13 protein-coding genes are annotated in these 17333 nt (G+C 53.0%); 2 read left to right on the top strand and 11 right to left on the bottom strand.

Annotated features, from left to right (window positions below):
* Positions 1 to 313: 313 nt before the first annotated feature.
* The 6 genes from H8S80_RS10405 to H8S80_RS10380 form a co-directional block, all read right to left on the bottom strand.
* A complete protein-coding gene (locus H8S80_RS10405; RefSeq protein WP_117630801.1) occupies positions 314 to 1291 on the bottom strand; it encodes a LacI family DNA-binding transcriptional regulator in 978 nt (325 codons plus the stop codon).
* 238 nt (positions 1292 to 1529) lie between these two features.
* Positions 1530 to 2006, bottom strand: a complete 477-nt coding sequence (locus H8S80_RS10400; RefSeq protein WP_117630736.1) for an HD domain-containing protein — start codon at positions 2004 to 2006, stop codon at positions 1530 to 1532.
* 204 nt (positions 2007 to 2210) lie between these two features.
* Entirely contained in the window at positions 2211 to 3938 is a 1728-nt protein-coding gene (locus tag H8S80_RS10395) for an Hsp70 family protein (protein ID WP_002604648.1), read from the bottom strand.
* Positions 3935 to 7306 (bottom strand): J domain-containing protein, encoded by a 3372-nt coding sequence (locus H8S80_RS10390; protein WP_117630735.1) that lies wholly within the window; start codon positions 7304 to 7306, stop codon positions 3935 to 3937. The genes H8S80_RS10395 and H8S80_RS10390 overlap by 4 nt, the downstream gene beginning before the upstream one ends.
* A gap of 13 nt (positions 7307 to 7319) precedes the next feature.
* Complete coding sequence (locus tag H8S80_RS10385; protein ID WP_117630734.1) at positions 7320 to 8183, bottom strand: DNA-3-methyladenine glycosylase family protein; 864 nt, start codon at positions 8181 to 8183, stop codon at positions 7320 to 7322.
* Positions 8184 to 8222: 39 nt separating this feature from the next.
* A complete protein-coding gene (locus H8S80_RS10380) occupies positions 8223 to 8843 on the bottom strand; it encodes an HAD family hydrolase (protein ID WP_002604651.1) in 621 nt (206 codons plus the stop codon).
* Positions 8844 to 9339: 496 nt separating this feature from the next.
* On the opposite strand from H8S80_RS10380, the gene H8S80_RS10375 reads away from it, so the two are divergent.
* Entirely contained in the window at positions 9340 to 10716 is a 1377-nt protein-coding gene (locus H8S80_RS10375; RefSeq protein ID WP_002604652.1) for a [FeFe] hydrogenase, group A, read from the top strand.
* Positions 10717 to 10721: 5 nt separating this feature from the next.
* Here H8S80_RS10375 and H8S80_RS10370 read toward each other — a convergent pair whose 3' ends face one another.
* The 4 genes from H8S80_RS10370 to H8S80_RS10355 are packed head-to-tail and all read right to left on the bottom strand — an operon-like array spanning position 10722 to position 14709.
* A complete protein-coding gene (locus tag H8S80_RS10370; RefSeq protein WP_002604653.1) occupies positions 10722 to 12059 on the bottom strand; it encodes an MATE family efflux transporter in 1338 nt (445 codons plus the stop codon).
* Positions 12056 to 13309: an MFS transporter gene (locus tag H8S80_RS10365; RefSeq protein ID WP_117630732.1), complete on the bottom strand. Its 1254-nt coding sequence runs from the start codon at positions 13307 to 13309 to the stop codon at positions 12056 to 12058. The genes H8S80_RS10370 and H8S80_RS10365 overlap by 4 nt, the downstream gene beginning before the upstream one ends.
* An 18-nt stretch (positions 13310 to 13327) precedes the next feature.
* Positions 13328 to 13831 (bottom strand): GreA/GreB family elongation factor, encoded by a 504-nt coding sequence (locus tag H8S80_RS10360; RefSeq protein ID WP_002604655.1) that lies wholly within the window; start codon positions 13829 to 13831, stop codon positions 13328 to 13330.
* A gap of 32 nt (positions 13832 to 13863) precedes the next feature.
* Positions 13864 to 14709 carry a LytTR family transcriptional regulator gene (locus H8S80_RS10355; protein WP_025531964.1) on the bottom strand — a complete coding sequence of 282 codons (846 nt, stop codon included), beginning with the start codon at positions 14707 to 14709 and terminating at the stop codon, positions 13864 to 13866.
* A 177-nt stretch (positions 14710 to 14886) separates the two neighbouring features.
* Between H8S80_RS10355 and H8S80_RS10350 the strand changes: the two genes are divergently transcribed.
* Positions 14887 to 15882: a GGDEF domain-containing protein gene (locus tag H8S80_RS10350; RefSeq protein WP_117630731.1), complete on the top strand. Its 996-nt coding sequence runs from the start codon at positions 14887 to 14889 to the stop codon at positions 15880 to 15882.
* 87 nt (positions 15883 to 15969) lie between these two features.
* Here the strand turns inward: H8S80_RS10350 and H8S80_RS10345 are convergent, their stop codons facing one another.
* A complete protein-coding gene (locus tag H8S80_RS10345) occupies positions 15970 to 17247 on the bottom strand; it encodes a 4Fe-4S dicluster domain-containing protein (protein WP_002604658.1) in 1278 nt (425 codons plus the stop codon).
* Positions 17248 to 17333: the final 86 nt, after the last annotated feature.

The following is a 17333-nucleotide window of genomic DNA, read 5'->3' as shown; positions in this document are numbered from 1 at the left end:
AGTGATTTTCCGAATATGGAACTGTTCCATATTTTCCTATTTTTAAAGTTCCACAATGTGTGGAACTGTTCCATGTGCTTAATATACAACTTATGAAGTATTTTTTCAAGTACTTTTCTACATCTTTCCTACAATCATCATTTTTACTAAATTTGAGCAGTCATTTTATTGCACATTTACAAAAAAAGAGCCTCCTGATCTATATCTTACGTCTACCGGCCGCCCCATCCTGTATCTAAAAACCGCGCCTGCTTCCGGAAACTTCCGTTTCCCGGCCAGACGCGGTTCAAATCAGATTTTCACTGATCACCTTCTATATCGTATCCCCCTCTTTATAGCTCACAGGCACGTAGACCGCCTCGTTCACCAGCGGCTGCCCATTAATCAGTTTTACCAGTACCTGGACGGCTTCCTTTGCAATCAGGGCCACGTCCTGCTGGATCGACGCGATCGTCCTGTAATTGAAGTCAGTAATGTATGTCCCATCGTATGCTATAATTTTAAGCTGCTGCGGCACTTGGATATTCAGCTCCCTTGCGGTCTTTAAAAATGACGATGCACAGAGGTCATTGGCCATAATTCCGTCCAGATCCGGGTATTCCGCCAGAATCTCTCTGGTCCGCTGAATGCTTCTGGGATAGTGGATGACATCATCCCACAGGAACTCCTCCGTAATGACCTCCGCTCCCGCCTCCTGCATCTTCCTGATGAAATTCAATCCGCCGCGGGAGGAAGCCACGGTTTTCGCCTGCGGATCGATTAAATTCAGCACCTTCCTACAGCCCTTCTCCAGCATCTTATCCGCCGCGATTAAGCCGCCCTGTGTGTGATCCGAGGTCACCAGGGGGATTCCCGGGATAATCCGGTCCAGGGACAGAATTGGTTTCTGAATCTGCTCATAATATTTATCCGGAAGAAAGGCCGCTCCGACAATCATCCCGTCGAACAGGTTCCGTTCCAGCGTGTCTAAGTACTGCCGTTCAATATCCTTCTTACCGGACGTATTGCACAGCATCATGTTATATCCGTATTTGTTCAGCTCCAGCTCCAGAAAACTCCACAGTGACGAAAAGTAAGGATGCACGATCTCAGGCGCCATGACTCCGATGATTCCTGTCTTCTGCTGATACAGATTCCGTATCCACTGATTCGGCACATAGTCCAGTTCATCCACGGCTTCCCTGATCTTTTCCTTCGTCTCTTCTGCCACATAACCGCTCCCGTTTAGTGCGCGGGAGACCGTACTGGGAGCCACCCGGGCAAGTCTGGCCACCTCTCTGATACTTGCCATTTTCCCACTCCTTTTGTCTCTGTCATTTTTGTTTCTGTCACTTTTGTTTCTGTCACTTTTGTCTCTGCCACTTTTGTCTCTGCCATCGATTTCCGGCTCAGGCATCATCATGCTGACGGCCTCTTCTGTATTATCATACCATTTATGGAACTGTTTCACAATACGGATACGTAACAAAATCCAAAGGGGATTTTTAGCTATTTTTCAGTATTTCCTCCGAACTAATGGCTGAAAAATTCTACGGTTCCCTTCCTGTCAGCCCAAATTCTTCCTTCAGTTTCCCGAATCTCTCCGTTTCATGCTTCATGACATCAAACAGGGGATTGTACAGGCAGTGCTGCATGACATCCGCATCCTTTAACACTTCGTCAAACGGTGTGTGGGATATCTCCTTGCTGCTGTGATGATAGATTGCACTGCAGATTGCATCAATCTCTCCAGCCTCGAAGCACTTCATGGAATTCAGTAAATCCCTGGCCATGGCCGATCCCTTATGCGCGTGATCCCTGGGATCCATCGTGGCATACGTATGAATATCATGGAGCATCCCGGCAGCCGCCGCCAGCTCGGCGTTCTCATTTCTCTTTAAGGCAATCAGCACGCAGGCCTGGGAGACCCCGTACAGATGCATATATCCGCATCTTCTTTCACCGGCATCGGCGATGTTTAAAAGGACAGCGTCAACGGCTTCCCGCACTTTCTCAATTCGATTCATGGATTTTCCTCCTTAACATGTTGACACCATTCTAGCATATATCAATTGACTTTACCACCGCGGCACATTTCTGGCCCAAATACTTTGAACCGTATACCAGCGGCGTAGTCCGGCGAATTGATGAGTGTGCACTCGGAGCCATCTCATAGCTTAACCAGAAAAACACAGGGGAAATGCAGCCGTTCAGCCGCATTTCCCCTGTCTCTACAGTTCCTCAATCTCTTCCAGAAACTTCTTAAACTCTTCCTTCGCCTCATCAATAAGACCCGTATCATACGAGGACAGCGCCTTCTCATACTTATGAAGCGCCGCCTCCACATACAGCCGTTTTTCTCCGATGCTTTCCTCGTAGATCCGTTCACCGCGCAGCAGCAGATACTTGTTTTCCTCCCGGTCTCTCGGGTGAATCTTTAAGTAGGACAGCGTCTCGAACCGCTCCTTAATCTCCTCATCTGTCATATCCACATCGCTGCCCTTAAATACCTCCTTCACCTGCTTCTGGCTGGAGACCACCTTCACCTCCACTTCCAGAATCGAGTTGATATCGTAGGTGTACGTCACGTCCACAGCCTCCTCACCGGCCCGGCCGGCAGGAACATCGATCATCAGCTCTCCCAGCGACAGGTTATTGGCCGCAAAGCGGCTCTCCCCCTGAAGCACATTGACACGTATCTTCGTCTGGTTGTCGCCGGCGGTGTAGAGCCGCTCCGTACGGCTGGCCGGGATCACCGTATTCCGGTCGATGATCGGGCAGAACACGCCGTTTTCAAACACGCCCTTCTCCCATTCCCGCACCACCTCGGTTCCCAGGGTAAACGGGCACACATCCGTCAGGATCACCTCTTTGATGGATTCCCTCCGCTCCTTCATGGCGCCCTGAATCGCCGCGCCCAGAGCCACGGCCTCGTCGGGATTTACATTGGTGTCCGGCAGCATCTTAAACAACCGGCTCACAAACCGGCGGATCACCGGACTCTTCGTGGCGCCGCCCACCAGCACCACCTTGTCGATATCAGAGAGCCGGATATGGGCGTCTGATAAGCTTCGTTTTACCGGCTTCCGTATCCGCTCCAGAAGGTCTTCACACGCCTCCTCGTATCGGGAGAGCTCCACAGTAAATTCCATGATCTCCTCCCCGATCTTACAGCGCATCGAGGAGCTCCTGGCATCAGTAAATCCGATCTTGCACAGCTCCGCCTGCTTATGGATATGGCGAATCGTCTTCTCATCCAGGGACAGGCGGTCAAGCTCCCGGTATTTCTCGAAGAACATGTCCTCCAGAACCGCCGTGAAGTCCTCCCCTCCCAGGAAATTATCGCCCGCCACGGCGCGCACCTCTAAGATGGTATCGTAAAGCTCCAGAATGGATACGTCAAACGTCCCGCCGCCCAGATCGAACACCAGAAATCTGGCATGCTCCCGGTTCTGATACAGTCCGTAGGCGATGGCCGCCGCCGTAGGCTCGCTGATGATCCGCTCCACCTTGAAGCCCGCCAGTTCCCCGGCCCGCTTCGTCGCCCGCCTTCTGGCATCGTTAAAATAGGCCGGCACGCTGATCACCGCCTCCGTCACCTCTTCCCCGAGATAGTGTTCCGCGTCCTCCTTCAGCGCCCGGAGCACAAAGGAGGAGAGTTCCTCAGCCAGAAAGCTTTTATGGCCCAAATGAAACTGCTTCCTGCTTCCCATATCACGTTTAAAGACGCTGGCCGTACTCTCCGGATGGAGCAGTCCCCGTTCCACCGCAGAGTCCCCCACATAAATCTGATATTCCTCCCCTTCCGCCGAACGGACGTGAGGGGGAGTCTCCACATCCATACTGACTACGGAGGGCGTCAAACGCCTTCCCAGCCGGTTCGGGATGATCTTCGGCCCCTCATCTGTATAATAAGCCGCCAGGCTGTTGGTCGTTCCCAAATCAATTCCAATGATCATTTCTTTCTGTCCACCCTCTTCTGTAAATTATCCAGCGCACACATCACCGCGATAGAATGGGGATTCAGCCGGGCCGCCTCCCGGTACATGAGAAGCGCGTTCTCCTGATCGCCCATGGCCTCGTAACACCAGCCCTGGAAAAGGTATTTCTCATAGCAGCCCTGGTAACGGCAGCCCTTGCACCGGTATCCCCGGTCCATCTGCCCGAACAGCTCCATGCCCTTCTCCCGTTCTCCCATCGCCAGATACAGCCAGCCCATCACGCCTTCCCGGGCCGGTTTGTAGGGGCCGTAGGCCAAATAGTCCTCCTCCGTTCCCTCTCCGGACTGCTTAAAATGCTCCAGCGCTGCCTTCGCATGTTCCTTTGCCGGGCCATATTTGCCCATCAGGTAATACGCCCGCGCAAGATACCGCTCATAGTCGAATAAATCGCCGTGATCCGTCGTTCTGGCAATCGCCCGTTTCAGCCAGGCCGCCGCCTTCGGATAGTTTTGCAGCTGATCCATATAAGCCTGGCCTAAATCGGACTGCCGCTCCGCCTTCTTATCCGCCGCCGCGTTCTCAATCCCTTTCTTATAAAAATGCAGGGCCTTTTTACCGTTTCCCTGATAAAACCACAGATCACCCATACGGCTGTAGTAGTCGTCCATCTTCGTCGTATGGCCGTAGGCCTCCTCCGCCCTGTCATACTCCCCAAGGCAGGCGTAAAGCTGGCCGATCTCCTTCCAGAACGATGTGTAATCCGGAAACAGCTTCAGATCCTTCTGATAGCATTCGATCGCTTTCCGATAATCCCCAAGCGCCTCATAGCAGTCGGCCATATTGCTGTACGGAAGCAGGCTTTTGCTGTCCTCCATATATTCCACGGCCTTCTCGAAATATCCGATGGCCTCCTCAAAACGGCCCAGATACTTATAGCAGCACCCCAGGTTGTTATGCGCCGCCCAGTCCTCCGGGACATACTCGAGCGCTTTCTCGAAGTCGCGTATGGCCTCGTCAAGTTCCATGGCGTTCATGTAGATCAGGCCGCGGTGCACCAGATAGTAACAGTTCTCCGTAACCGCGATCTGACGGCTGATATAGGCGATAGAAGTGTCAAAATCAGCCCGTTTGTACTGATCCTCATATTTTTCCCGGTAGTAATCCGCCAGCTTCTCGCAGGCATCCCGATATCCCTCCTGGAGTTCCAGCGCCTTTTCAAAGTTCTCGGCGGCCTGCACCTTCATCTTCTTTCCCTCATAGCACAGTCCCCGGTTATAATAGAGGGAGGGCGAGCTGCGATAGACCTCCTCGGCGCCGGCGTATTCCGTCAGTGCCTCATTATACTTCTTCATATCCAGATAAATGTTCCCGCGCACCAGCCGGTACTGCATCCGGCCCGCATTTTTCCGAATGGCCTCGGCCATGTGGGACAGGGCCTCCTGAAACTCATCGTTATCCCAGTGGAGGAGGGCCGTCTCGAATTCCACCTCGGAAGTATCCTCAATGTCCGTTTCACCCTCGATCTCCTTCATCAGCTCCCCGCAAAGCTTTAAGGGAAGCTCCCGGTCCTCCTTCTTCCCGGCCAGATTGCGCAGAATCTTCACCTCATACAGCTTGAGGCAGCTGGAAAACTCCACCCCGTTCTCCTTTGCCCGGTCGATGACTCCCTTGGCATCCTCAAACTGGTTATGATAGAAAAATACCTGTGCCGCCATAAGATACGGCTTATAATATCCGGCGAAAATACCTACCGCCCGGTGGTAATCATCCACGACCTGCTGACCCTTTCTCAGCTCATAGCACGCTTCCTGCCTGATTAAATAGGCCGGATAGTAATTCTCATCTTCCTCCAGAATCTGATCGCAGACGTCCACCGCCTGCTCATACTGCTTCGACTCACAGAGAATGTGGGCGAGGTACTGACGGTACCCCATCCGCTCCTGCTGGCTGTCCGCTTCTTTCGCCGCCCGTTCTACATACGCGGCCGCCTCCTCCTGTTCCCCCAACTGGTAACAGCATCCGCCCAGAATATAGAGCGCCCGGCCCAGTCTGGATCTCCGTCTCTGATTCTCCTGCGTCCCGTCATCCACGGTCCCGGTAATCATACGGAGCCACTCCTCTAAATAGGGGCGCGCTTCCTGATAGCGCTCTGCCTGATATAAAACACGGCCGAACAGATTAGTGTAGCTGTATTCCTGTCCCTCTTCCGGTGTATAGTTCTCCAGATACCGGATCGTCTCATCGAGCCTCTCATTCTGGAACAGGCACCAGGCCAGCTCAATGGCCCCCTCTCCCGCCGGGATGTCCTTTCCCTCTTCATGGTACTCCGGATTTTCCTGAAGCCTTGTAATAAGCGCCTCATTGGCCTCCTTCAGCCGGCTCAGAATCTCCTCATCGCGCCCGTCCAGCTCCAGGATCTCCATCATCCATTCCCGCGCCTGCCAGTACCGCCCCTTCTCCATCAGACAGGAGACTGCGCCGGTTTTCGCCTGATAATAGTCCGGATAGTCGTTCAGCACTCGGGTCCAGACGGCATAGGCCTCATCCTTTTTTCCTTCCCGGTAACGGACACGTCCGATATAGGACCAGATATAAGGGTCATTTCTCATGGAACCGCCGCAGGTTTCCTCCAGCTCATCGGCGAGACGCGCCGCGCCGGCCGCATCCTCCTCCGCAAGCAGGAGACGCAGGCGCTCCACCTCCTCATAAGGATGCCAGACACCAAACGCCGCCAGGTCGTCCAGCTCCTGCCCGCATCCCTCGAACTCATTCCTGTCCGTCTTTTTCTTCACCGCAAAATAGTGGTCCAGATAGCCGTCCACATTCTCTTCCCCCGCGCCCCTGCGCCGGAAATACTCGAACCGGATGAAGCCCTCATGTCCCACGTAATATTCTACATAATTCAAAAAATTCTTTGGAAATTTCTCCTCCAGAAATTCGATGTCTTCCACAATCTGAAAGTTCTTATCCAGCAGCTTCCATATCTTCTGCGGCAGATAAACGTGATTCATCAGATAGGCCAGAAGCCGCTCTCTGGCTTCCAGCGACGTATCCAGACCATCACAGACCGGATCCTCCAGAAGCTCCCTCCACGCCTGCTCATCGGCGCGGCCGTATACATCGCGGTAGCACTCGTCGACCCGGCCGATCCACGCGTCAACCGCAGTCTTTTCCTCCGTACCTCCGCCGTTTTCCGGTTCCGCCTCGTCATCCGGCTTCGCGGCAAATGCCGCCGCAGTCTCGTACGCCGTTCGCAGGCGCTTAAAGCCCTCCGGGTCGTCTTCCGGATTCGTCTCCTTCAGAAGCTTCCTGTAAGCCATTTTCACGGCGTTCTCATCCTTCGTCTCTTCGATGCCCAGGATATGAAAACTCATCTCTTTTTCCATAAGATCCCCTGCCTTACTTATCGTTCAGTTTATAATAAAACATGTACTGCTGCAGAATCCCCGCGTATCCCCGATACCGTTCGAGTGGAAAACCGCCGGGATAATAAGCGTTCACAATCTGTTTTACATGGGTGTCCACCGGAAATGCCTCCACGTGGTGAAGCCCGAATAAACAGACACAGTCGGCTACCTTCCTGCCAATGCCAAATTCTGCTGTGAGCATGCCGTGAGCCGTGTGATAGTCGGCGGCGCGCAGGTCATCCAGCCACTTTGCGCCGTCCGGGCCGCTGCATTTCTCCGCCATGGTCCATATGTACTTATCCCGGTATCCGAGTCCCAGGCCGGAAAGCCCTTCCAGACCTCCCGCCGCCACCGCCCCGGCCTCCGGAAATGAGTCATACGTCTTCTCCACCGGTTTCACACAGCCTTCCGGATCCAAAACCAGCCCGATACCGGTTTTCTTTTCCCCAAATTTCGCACACAGTGCGTCCACGCTGTTTCGAATCCGGGGAATATTATTGTTCTGTGAAATCAGGAAGGTGACGATCATCTCCCACAGATCCTGGCGGAGAATCCGCACGCCGCCGCCAAAGGCCATGGCCGCCTGCAGGTACTCATCCTCCGGGTCCACCGAACATTTTACCGCCTCATAGTCCGTATCCATATCGAAATACGTACGCCAGCCCCCTTCAAATTCGTCTTCCTCACAGGAAAACAGAAAATGGCTCCCATCCTGCATGACTTCCACATACCGTCCCCCGGCGGCCGCGGACCATATTCCGCCATGCTCCGTTTCCGCAGCGAGCCGCATACGGAAGCACTGGCCGGACTTCGCCAGCTGGCCCAAATCCATATTTTTAATCTCTGTCTCGTACATTCATGGTCTCCATTCTATTGGTGCAGACACAGACATAATCTAATCCGCATTCCTGTTCAGCCGCTTCAAAGCAGCCCGGAGCGCCGCCTCGTCGCCATCCGCAAAACAGTATCCGTCCATACCGCAGGCTCTGGCGCCTTCGATATTTAACATCACATCATCAATGAAGAAGCATTCCTCCGGCTTTAAATGGAACCTTTCAAATAAATGCTGGTACATCTCCTTCTGCGGCTTCACGCATTTCACCTCCGCGGAGAAGAGGATTCCGTCAAAGCATTCGATGCCCGGGATAATCCGGTAACATTCCAGAAGCCGTTCAGACGCGTTGGAACAGAGGTAAATTCCGTACCCCATCGCCTTCAGTTCCCGGACCAGCTCCCCCATACTCTCCATAGGCCACATGTTATACTCATGCCAGTGCGCCAGGCAGAGGGCCGCCATCTCCTTCGCATGATCCGTTTCCAGTCTGTCCTGCATCCGTTTTAAAGCCTCTTCCTCCGAAATCACGCCCATATCCAGCATCAGCCATTCCGGCGACACAAATACGCTGGTGCTGACCGCCCTTTTCTCCTCTTCATTGTCCATGTAATGGCCGCAGACTCTGTCCGCGTCATAGCCGACCAACACTTTTCCCATATCAAATACGATATTCTTTATCATCTTCTTATCTCCCGTCTCTTGTAGTTACAGATGACTACATTGTATCGGATATTCCCCTATCCGTCAAGAAAACCCACGGATCGCGGTCGCTTCAGCGGCCATACTTCCTTAGCGCGGAGTGCGCATCCTCCCGTAGGGTTTTTATTTCATAGGACGGACTTTCTTATGAAATAAAAAATCCCCCGCCCGAAAACCACAGCGGCTGAATCAGCGGCTGTGGTTCCCGGACGGGGAAATGTGTTGTTTGGAAACATTATTATTGGGGGGGCTGCTTCCTTAATTACAAGAAAATTATACCGCCTCCGCGCCTTTCTTACAATGGCATTTCCCGAATCTTCACGATTTCTTTACGATGCTCTCTGGTCGTCATCCGCTATCGCAAAAGGCACAGGCAAAGAATTTGAAAAACAGAAGAACGCCATTGACAAAATATGTCAGAAGCTTTATAATTAATAATAGTTACTGTTATTAATTCATACCCAGGAGGAATATTCACATGAGCAAACACCTATTTACCGACATCCGGGTCCCCATCGAGCCGGATAATCCCTCTGTCATGCGGCATGAGGAATTGTGTATCAAATGCGGCCAGTGTAAAACGGTCTGTACCGAGTCCATCGGAGTCGCAGGCTACTATGATCTGTTAAAAACAGGCGACACCGCCATCTGCATCCACTGTGGTCAGTGCGCCAATGTCTGTCCTGTCGGCTGTATTACGGAAGTTCCTGAATGGGAAAGCGTAAAAGCAGCCGTGAACGATCCCGACAAAATCGTCATCTTCTCCACATCGCCGTCTGTGCGCGTGGCGCTCGGAGAGGAATTCGGCATGGAAGAGGGAAGCTTTGTGGAAGACCGCATGGTTGCGCTGCTTCGCGCCCTGGGCGGTGATTACGTCCTGGACACCAACTTCGCGGCCGACTTGACCATCATGGAAGAGGCCAACGAACTGATCCGCCGGTTAACCAGCAGTAATATCCCCATTCCCCAGCTCACCAGCTGCTGCCCCGCCTGGGTAAAATTTGTGGAGACGTACTATCCGGAATTCAAGGAAAATCTCTCCACCTCCAAGAGCCCCATCGGTATGCAGGGCCCGACCATCAAGACGTATTTTGCCAATCAGGAAAACCTGGACCCGAAGAAGATCGTAAACGTAGCGGTCACCCCATGTACCGCAAAGAAATTCGAGATTCGCCGTGAGGAGATGTGTTCCGCAGGCAAAACGCTGGGAATCGAGGGCATGCGTGATATGGACTACGTCATCACCACAAGAGAACTGGCCCAGTGGGCCCGGGCGGAGGGCATCGATTTTCTCGCCCTGGAACCGGCTGGATACGATCCATTTATGGGAAAGGGTTCCGGAGCAGGTGTGATCTTTGGCAATACCGGCGGCGTCATGGAGGCCGCGGTCCGTACTGCCTATGCCGCGCTCACAGGCGAACCTGTACCCGATGATCTCTATGACCTTAAGGAAGTCCGCGGACTGGCCGGCACGAAGGAGGCTTCTCTGACCATCGCGGGAACCAGGCTGGACATTGCCGTCGTCTACGGCACAGCCAACGCCAGACGGCTGCTAGACAGCATCAAACGCGGTGAAAAGTTCTATCAGTTCATAGAAGTCATGACCTGCCCGGGCGGCTGTATCGGCGGCGGCGGACAGCCGAAGGACAAGAACTTCTCCGGCGACGGGCTGCGCCAGAAACGAATTGACGGCCTCTACGCGAGAGACCGCCAGATGAAGCTGCGTTTATCCCATGAAAACCCGGAGATAAAAGCCATTTATAAGAATTTCTACGAAAAACCGCTCAGCCCTCTCGCGGAGGAGATGCTTCACACCTCCTACATAGACAGAAGCAGCGATTTAGGCAAAAGCTGATTGATTTAATTTTTTAACAGCTCGTGGCGGCGTTTAAACCAGAAGTAATACGGAACTTCCGCCATGAGCATGAAACTCCAGCCAATCAGACAGGCCCAGGCGACCCCTGTCATTCCCATCCGCGGCACCAGAAGATATACGAAGACAACACGGAAAGTGATCTGGATCAGCGTGGAGACCAGCGTAATCGACATATTCCCCATTCCCCTGAAAAACCCCTGGATTCCGTTGGTAAATGCCGGCATCAGATAAAAGAATGCCATCAGGCTCAAATACTCCACGCCGGGCGCCACCATCTTCGTATCTCCCTCCGACACAAACAGCCTCATCAGAGGCTCCTTCAGAAGCAGGATCGCTGTGCAGATCATCACCCAGTATCCTGCTTCGACGAGGAGACCGTACCGGAATCCTTTCTTCACGCGTTCTTTCTTCCCTGCCCCCCGGTTCTGGGCGATAAACGTCATCATACCACTCGAGATACTCTGTTCCGGAGTAAATGCAAAATCATCCACCCGGTTCACCGCATTAAATGCCGCTATCGTACTGACCCCCAGCGGATTGATGGCTCCCTGGATCAGAAGCTTGCCAATGGGCTGGCAGGACTGCTGCAGCGCCGTGATGGAGCCGTGCTTCAGTGTCAGCTTCAGCAGTTCCCTATCCACACGGATATCCTCCCGTTTCAACTGCAGCAGAGGCACCTTCCGGTAAACGTAGACGACACACAGGACCGCAGACACCGCCTCCGCGATATCCGTGGCCAGCGCCGCCCCCACGACTCCCATGCCAAAGCCGGCGACAAACACCAGATCCAGACAGCCGTTAAGCACCGAGGCCATTGCCAGGAAACGGACCGGTGTCCTGGAATCTCCCACACTCCGCAGGGCGGACGCCACCGCGTTATAAAGATAGGTAAACGGCATTCCGAGAAAGATAATCCTCAAATACACCACTGCATCCCCGAATATCTCCTCCGGCACCCGCAGTGCCCTCATAACCGGGGCCGAAAGCAGCACTCCCAGGAGAACCACGACAGCCGAAAAGAAGCAGCCGAAGATCAGCGTGGTGGATACCTGGCGCTTCAGCTGTTCCCCGCGGCCCGCCCCAAAAAATTCGCTCATTAATACCGAGGCCCCGATACAGATACCGGTAATCCCCAGGATCACAATATTCATCACGGGATTCGCCGTTCCCACCGCCGCAAGGGCATTCTCCCCCGCCCATCTGCCGACGATGATCGAGTCCACCGCGTTATAGGTCAGCTGAAACAAGTTGCCCAGTATCAGCGGAATAGAAAACCGGATCAGCTCCGACGGTATCTTCCCCTTTGTCATGTCCTTCATCATAATGCGCCGTCTGATCCCCTTTCTTTCGCCGGAACCGCACCGATCCAGACGAAGAGCATGCCGGCTCCCGCACAGGCCACACCGATGGTCAGCATGGCCGGAACCCCTGCCGCGTCAATGATCTTTCCGCCAAATAGATTGCCCACCATTCCGCCGACCGTGATAGCCGCAGTAATGAAGGCCTGCCCCTTTACCCGGTCCTGCTCTTCCATCACCTCATCCGAATAGTAGACGGAGGCCGGGATCAGAATCGCGAAGGACAGGGCCTGAAGCAGCTGGCTTGCATGGACCAGCAGCACACTGCCGGCCATCCAGATTGCAGCGGCTTTCAGCAGGAAGCCCAGACCCGCGATCTTAAGCAGGCGGTTGGGCCTGATTCTCTCTGCAATCTTCGAAAACATCACCATCACCGGGATCTCACAGACCGCGGCAATGGCTATGGACGTTCCCATATCAGAGCTGTCCCCGCCGAAACGCTCCATGATCTGTATTAAATAGGTATTAACCATATTATGAAAGGCGAACAAAAATACAATGCCGGCCAGCACCAGGAAAAACTTCCTGTATTTCCTGATCAGCCCCCAGCCGCTGCCCTGTGTCCGGGAAATGACGTCTCCTTTTAATGAGGTCTCCGATGGCTTTTTTGCACTCTCATCCTTTTCTGCGCCATTTTCCCTTCCTCGTTCCATCCGAAATGAGGAAAGCACTGCCAGCATGGTGACCAACAGGAAGCAGATGGCAATAGGGATCACATTTTCACCGAAAGACGCCACAAAATACCCCATAATCCAGGAAAGAACCGCAAATCCCAGAGAGCCCGTTCCTCTCGCAATCCCGAAGTTCATGGATTTCCCGCGGCTTAAGTAATATCCGTTCACCGCATTGACCAGAGGCTGCTGAACGCTTACCACAGCCATAACCACCATGAGCAGCCCTGCTGCCAGGTACCGCGATCCCGGTACGAGCGCCAGCGCTGCCGCCGGAATAATTCCCAGGGCGGTGATACACATCATCATCTGTTTCAGCGTATATTTCTCACTCTTATCCGCCACAGCGGCGATCCACGGCTGCAGGACTGCCCCCGTGATATTTCCAAGGGCCATCAGAACACCGACACCACCCGCCGAAAATCCCCGGGACAGCAGAAATACCGCTATAAACGTAAAGACCGAACCAAACAGCATCCAGTAGTTTCCCTGAAGCGCCGCATATTTTATCGTAAGACCGCCGTCACCCTGTGTTTTTTTCATACTTCGCCTCCCGCGGCTTTAATAGCTTCTCAGCTTGTCACTCCCGTCGTCCGTCGTATTCTCCAGACGTTTCACCACCACGTAGTATCCCGCCTTCTCGTTAATCCTCACATAGACCCGGTCTCCCACCCTGTGCCCCATAATGGCGCTGCCCAGAGGTGATTCCGAGCTGATAAGACCCTTCATGGAATTTCCCCTCACCGTGGTCACCAGCTTATACGTCTCCACCTCGTCGTCATCCTCAAAATATAAGTCCACCGTATTGTAAAGGCCAATCTCATCTTCCCGGGATTCATCGGACACGATCTGCGCCGTCTTGATCATTCTCTCCAAATACCGGATCCGGCTCTCATTCTGGTTCTTATCCTTCTTGGCCGCGTGGTACTCGAAATTCTCGCTTAAATCTCCGTGGGCCCGCGCTTCCTTGACCGCTTCCAGCGCTTCCTTCCGAACCACCAGCTTCCTGTGATTTATCTCTTCCTGCATTTTCTGAATATCATTCTTAGTCAGCTTATCATACATAATTCTGCATTCCTTTCTGTCATTCTGCCATCTTACGAGTATATCATATTGCCGGATTCATTTCCATCTGCACCGGCACGTTTTTTCAGAAGCGGTTTGATCTGCGCATACTTTTTTCTGGAGACAGGGATATCGAGGCCGTCAGGAAGTGTCAGCCGGTAGAGGGAAATTCCCTCAATACAGTTTTCATTTACCAGATAGCCCCGGTGAACACGGCGGAAGAAACCGGGCAGTTCCGCCTCATATTCCGATATCTTCTTTCTCACCCGGATCTTCCGGTCCTTTAGGATTACGTTGCAGTTATGGCTGTCCGACTCGATACAGTATATCTCATTCTCGTAAATATAGTGGTAATAGCCGCTGCAGTCCTTAATCAGAAGCTTCTTATGTCCCCTGTGATCCCCCAGCCATTTCTTCGTTCTGTCCCCATGGCTGCCGGCATATCCATAGAGATCCTCCAGCTCCTCATCGCTCATCTCAGAAGGCACCGGATAATCAAAAGGCTGGGAAATGTGAATATGGCGGGCCTTCCATTCCCCCTTCGTCCGTTTCCAGAGAAATGTCACCCGGATCTTGTGAAATACCGGCTTCTCTATATGCCACATGCCGCATACAAAGCTGCCGTATACGAGACAAATGTCCTTATCGTACATGACAGTCCGGTACTTCTCTTCCCGAATATTCACTTTCCATTTCAACCGTCTCAGATCCAGAATCGAATCCATCCCTTCTTTCGATTCCGCCCACTGAAATTCCAGGGGGCCGATCCATACGACATCATCAGCCAGAAGTTCTCTGACCCGCCCGATCCGTCTGGCACAGTGGTCTCTCACGATCCTGCTGGTCAGCCTCAGCACTTCATCCTCTCTGTCTTCCATATTCACCGCTCCTTTCCGTTATCATTTATTCTACCTTCTTTCCTGCAAAACGGCAAGCCGGATCTTCCATGATACATGCACTTCGTGCCTCTTTTCATGCATTTCATGTTATATTTCTTGACTTGCAGGGGGGTTCTGTGTATCATTAAGGCAGAGTGACAGGGGGCATAATAACATATGAAGCGGGATTTGGAAGCCTTGAAAGAGGAGAACGAAATTTTAAGCAGACTGGCCAGCCACGACTGGCTGACCGGCATCTATAACCGAGGTGCTACAGAGACAAAAATCAACCAGTTGCTGGCCGAAAAAAAGACCGGTGTCCTTTTCGTGCTTGACGTGGACCAGTTCAAGCAGATCAATGACCGATACGGCCATATTACAGGAGATTCCGTGATCCAGGAGGTCGTCCGGATCCTGAGTCTCATGACCTTTAAAAATGATATACTGGGCCGTGTAGGCGGAGATGAATTCGTCATCTATATGCCGCTTGCGCAGGACCAGAGTTTTGCAGATGAGCGGTGCCGCCAGATACGGACCCGCCTTTTAGGAATCCAGATGACCAGCCCGCTTATCAACGGTATCTCCGTCACCGTATGCGGAAGCCTCTATCAGCCCGGTGATGATTATAAAAGTCTGTTTGACCGCGCCGACCAGCTGCTTCTGGCAGAAAAACGGAAGAAAAATAAGAAACCGGCTCTGACCGCCGCCGAGGAACGCCGTTCCGCCGCCAAAAAGGGCATCGACATCGATATGGCGTTAATCCGTTCCGAATTATCGGAACAGGAGCTGACCTCCGGCGCTTACTGCCAGGACTATGAAACCTTTAAAAGCATATACCGATTTGTAGAACGCCGGCTGCGCCGAAGCGGCGAAAGCGCCTACATTATTCTTTTTACTTTGACCGACAAAAACGGAGATTTCCCCATGCTTCAAACGCGGGAGCTGCAGATGGATACCTTAAAATCCGTCACCCAGCATTCCCTCCGCCTCGGCGATGTCTTCACCCAGTACAGCAGCTGCCAGTACCTCGTCATGGTCTCCGATGTGGATAATCAGAACGCGGAACTGATCGCCGGCAGAATCTCCGAAACCTTTTACGCGGAGACGGCTGCGATTGAAGACAAGCTGCTGCTGCATCACTGCTATCCGTTAAAACCGGCGGGGACCAATTAAATAACCAAACAACACATAAAAACTCCGGAAAAGGGTCACAGAACCTTTTCCGGAGTTTTTCTATCTCCATTTGCCTCTTCTATCCCATTACTTCTTATGATGGGAAAGCAGCCTGTCCAGATACACAGATTTCAGCTGTTTGCTCGCCAGCGCCTGTTTGACCGGAGGCAGCTCCAGAATAGATGCAAACACAGCCGCCATCGCCCGATGATTGGCAAATGCCTGGTTATCGAAAATCAGATTCTGCAAAGTCCCCTTTTCAATCGCCTGAAGAACAAACCGGTGAGTGCTGTTAACCGGCGTAATAATCTGCTCCGGGCGTCTCTTCAGTTCGATGGCCTTCACCGCACAGTTTCTCGCGCAGACGCCGCAGCCCAGACAGATTTCCCTGTTCACCACTGCCTTTTTCTTTCCGTTCTCCCCTTCTTCCATGGAAATGGCCAGAACCGGACAGACCTTGGCGCACTTACCGCATCCCACACAATTCTCCAGGGATATTTCCGGTATATAATTCGTCGTAGCCACCGGCTGCATCGGGCTGAAATGTCTTGCCGCCTGCAGCGCCTCACAGCAGCAGCCGCAGCAGTTGCAGATGAATGCCGGATGTTCCCGTACATTTTCCCCGATCTGTACCAGGTTGCTGGCGTAAGAGCGTTCCAGGGCATCCAGCGCCTCCGCCTTGGAGATTAACCGCGCATAGTCGCCATGCTGCGCCAGAGAACGCGCCACATTGTCAAACGTAAGGCAGACATCCCAGGGTGCATTGATCTCACACGGATGGCCCGCGTGGAACATCTTGTGGCGGCAGTAGCAAAGCCCCAGGCCGATGTACTCCGCCTCCTCCACGATATGGGTGGCACGCTCGTAATCCAGGATATGATTCGTCTTGTCATTGGTCAGAACCGGCTCCTGCACATACACACGGCCCAGCTTTGTCTCCGTGGCAAAGAACAGGTCCTTGATAAAATCTTCCTCCACGTTCATATACTGGTAGTAAAGCTCCCCCAGATAGTGCTGATCGATATCCCCTCTCGTCCTCATCAACGCAAATTCAATGAATCCAGCCATTGGCGGCGGCATCACAAACTTGCGGATTCCATTGTGGTAAGAGTCCACCAGAAGCGCCTTCTCGCATAAATGGTCCAGCAGCCGCTCCGCCTTAAACTCCGACGTCTGCCAGATCTTCGCCGCCTTCTTCACCGTAAACGGGCGCACCGGCAGGAGTGCCACCCATTTCGCCTCTTTCTCCGTGTACAGCACTTCCAGTATTTTATAAAGGGTCTCCGAAGTAGGCGCGCCCTGTGTAAACCAATTGATACGGTCGCTTAAGTTCCGGTATGCGTCCCGCGTTGTCAAATGTCCCATTCTTGTTTCCTTCTTTCTGTTCTGCTTATTGCTGCTGTTCTGTTCATTGCTGCTGTTCTGCTCATTTCCACTGTTCTGCTCATTTC

It is taken from the genome of Hungatella sp. L36 (genome assembly GCF_014288035.1).
Note: the sequence above shows the minus strand (reverse complement) of the source record. Positions and strands in the feature narration are given on the sequence as shown.

What these genes read in the sequence shown, in the direction of transcription:
- H8S80_RS10405 (WP_117630801.1), bottom strand. Translation starts at nt 1,291, where the DNA reads ATGGCAAGTATCAGAGAGGTGGCCAGACTTGCCCGGGTGGCTCCCAGT.
- H8S80_RS10400 (WP_117630736.1), bottom strand. Translation starts at nt 2,006, where the DNA reads ATGAATCGAATTGAGAAAGTGCGGGAAGCCGTTGACGCTGTCCTTTTA.
- H8S80_RS10395 (WP_002604648.1), bottom strand. Translation starts at nt 3,938, where the DNA reads ATGATCATTGGAATTGATTTGGGAACGACCAACAGCCTGGCGGCTTAT.
- H8S80_RS10390 (WP_117630735.1), bottom strand. Translation starts at nt 7,306, where the DNA reads ATGGAAAAAGAGATGAGTTTTCATATCCTGGGCATCGAAGAGACGAAG.
- H8S80_RS10385 (WP_117630734.1), bottom strand. Translation starts at nt 8,183, where the DNA reads ATGTACGAGACAGAGATTAAAAATATGGATTTGGGCCAGCTGGCGAAG.
- H8S80_RS10380 (WP_002604651.1), bottom strand. Translation starts at nt 8,843, where the DNA reads ATGATAAAGAATATCGTATTTGATATGGGAAAAGTGTTGGTCGGCTAT.
- H8S80_RS10375 (WP_002604652.1), top strand. Translation starts at nt 9,340, where the DNA reads ATGAGCAAACACCTATTTACCGACATCCGGGTCCCCATCGAGCCGGAT.
- H8S80_RS10370 (WP_002604653.1), bottom strand. Translation starts at nt 12,059, where the DNA reads ATGATGAAGGACATGACAAAGGGGAAGATACCGTCGGAGCTGATCCGG.
- H8S80_RS10365 (WP_117630732.1), bottom strand. Translation starts at nt 13,309, where the DNA reads ATGAAAAAAACACAGGGTGACGGCGGTCTTACGATAAAATATGCGGCG.
- H8S80_RS10360 (WP_002604655.1), bottom strand. Translation starts at nt 13,831, where the DNA reads ATGTATGATAAGCTGACTAAGAATGATATTCAGAAAATGCAGGAAGAG.
- H8S80_RS10355 (WP_025531964.1), bottom strand. Translation starts at nt 14,709, where the DNA reads ATGGAAGACAGAGAGGATGAAGTGCTGAGGCTGACCAGCAGGATCGTG.
- H8S80_RS10350 (WP_117630731.1), top strand. Translation starts at nt 14,887, where the DNA reads ATGAAGCGGGATTTGGAAGCCTTGAAAGAGGAGAACGAAATTTTAAGC.
- H8S80_RS10345 (WP_002604658.1), bottom strand. Translation starts at nt 17,247, where the DNA reads ATGGGACATTTGACAACGCGGGACGCATACCGGAACTTAAGCGACCGT.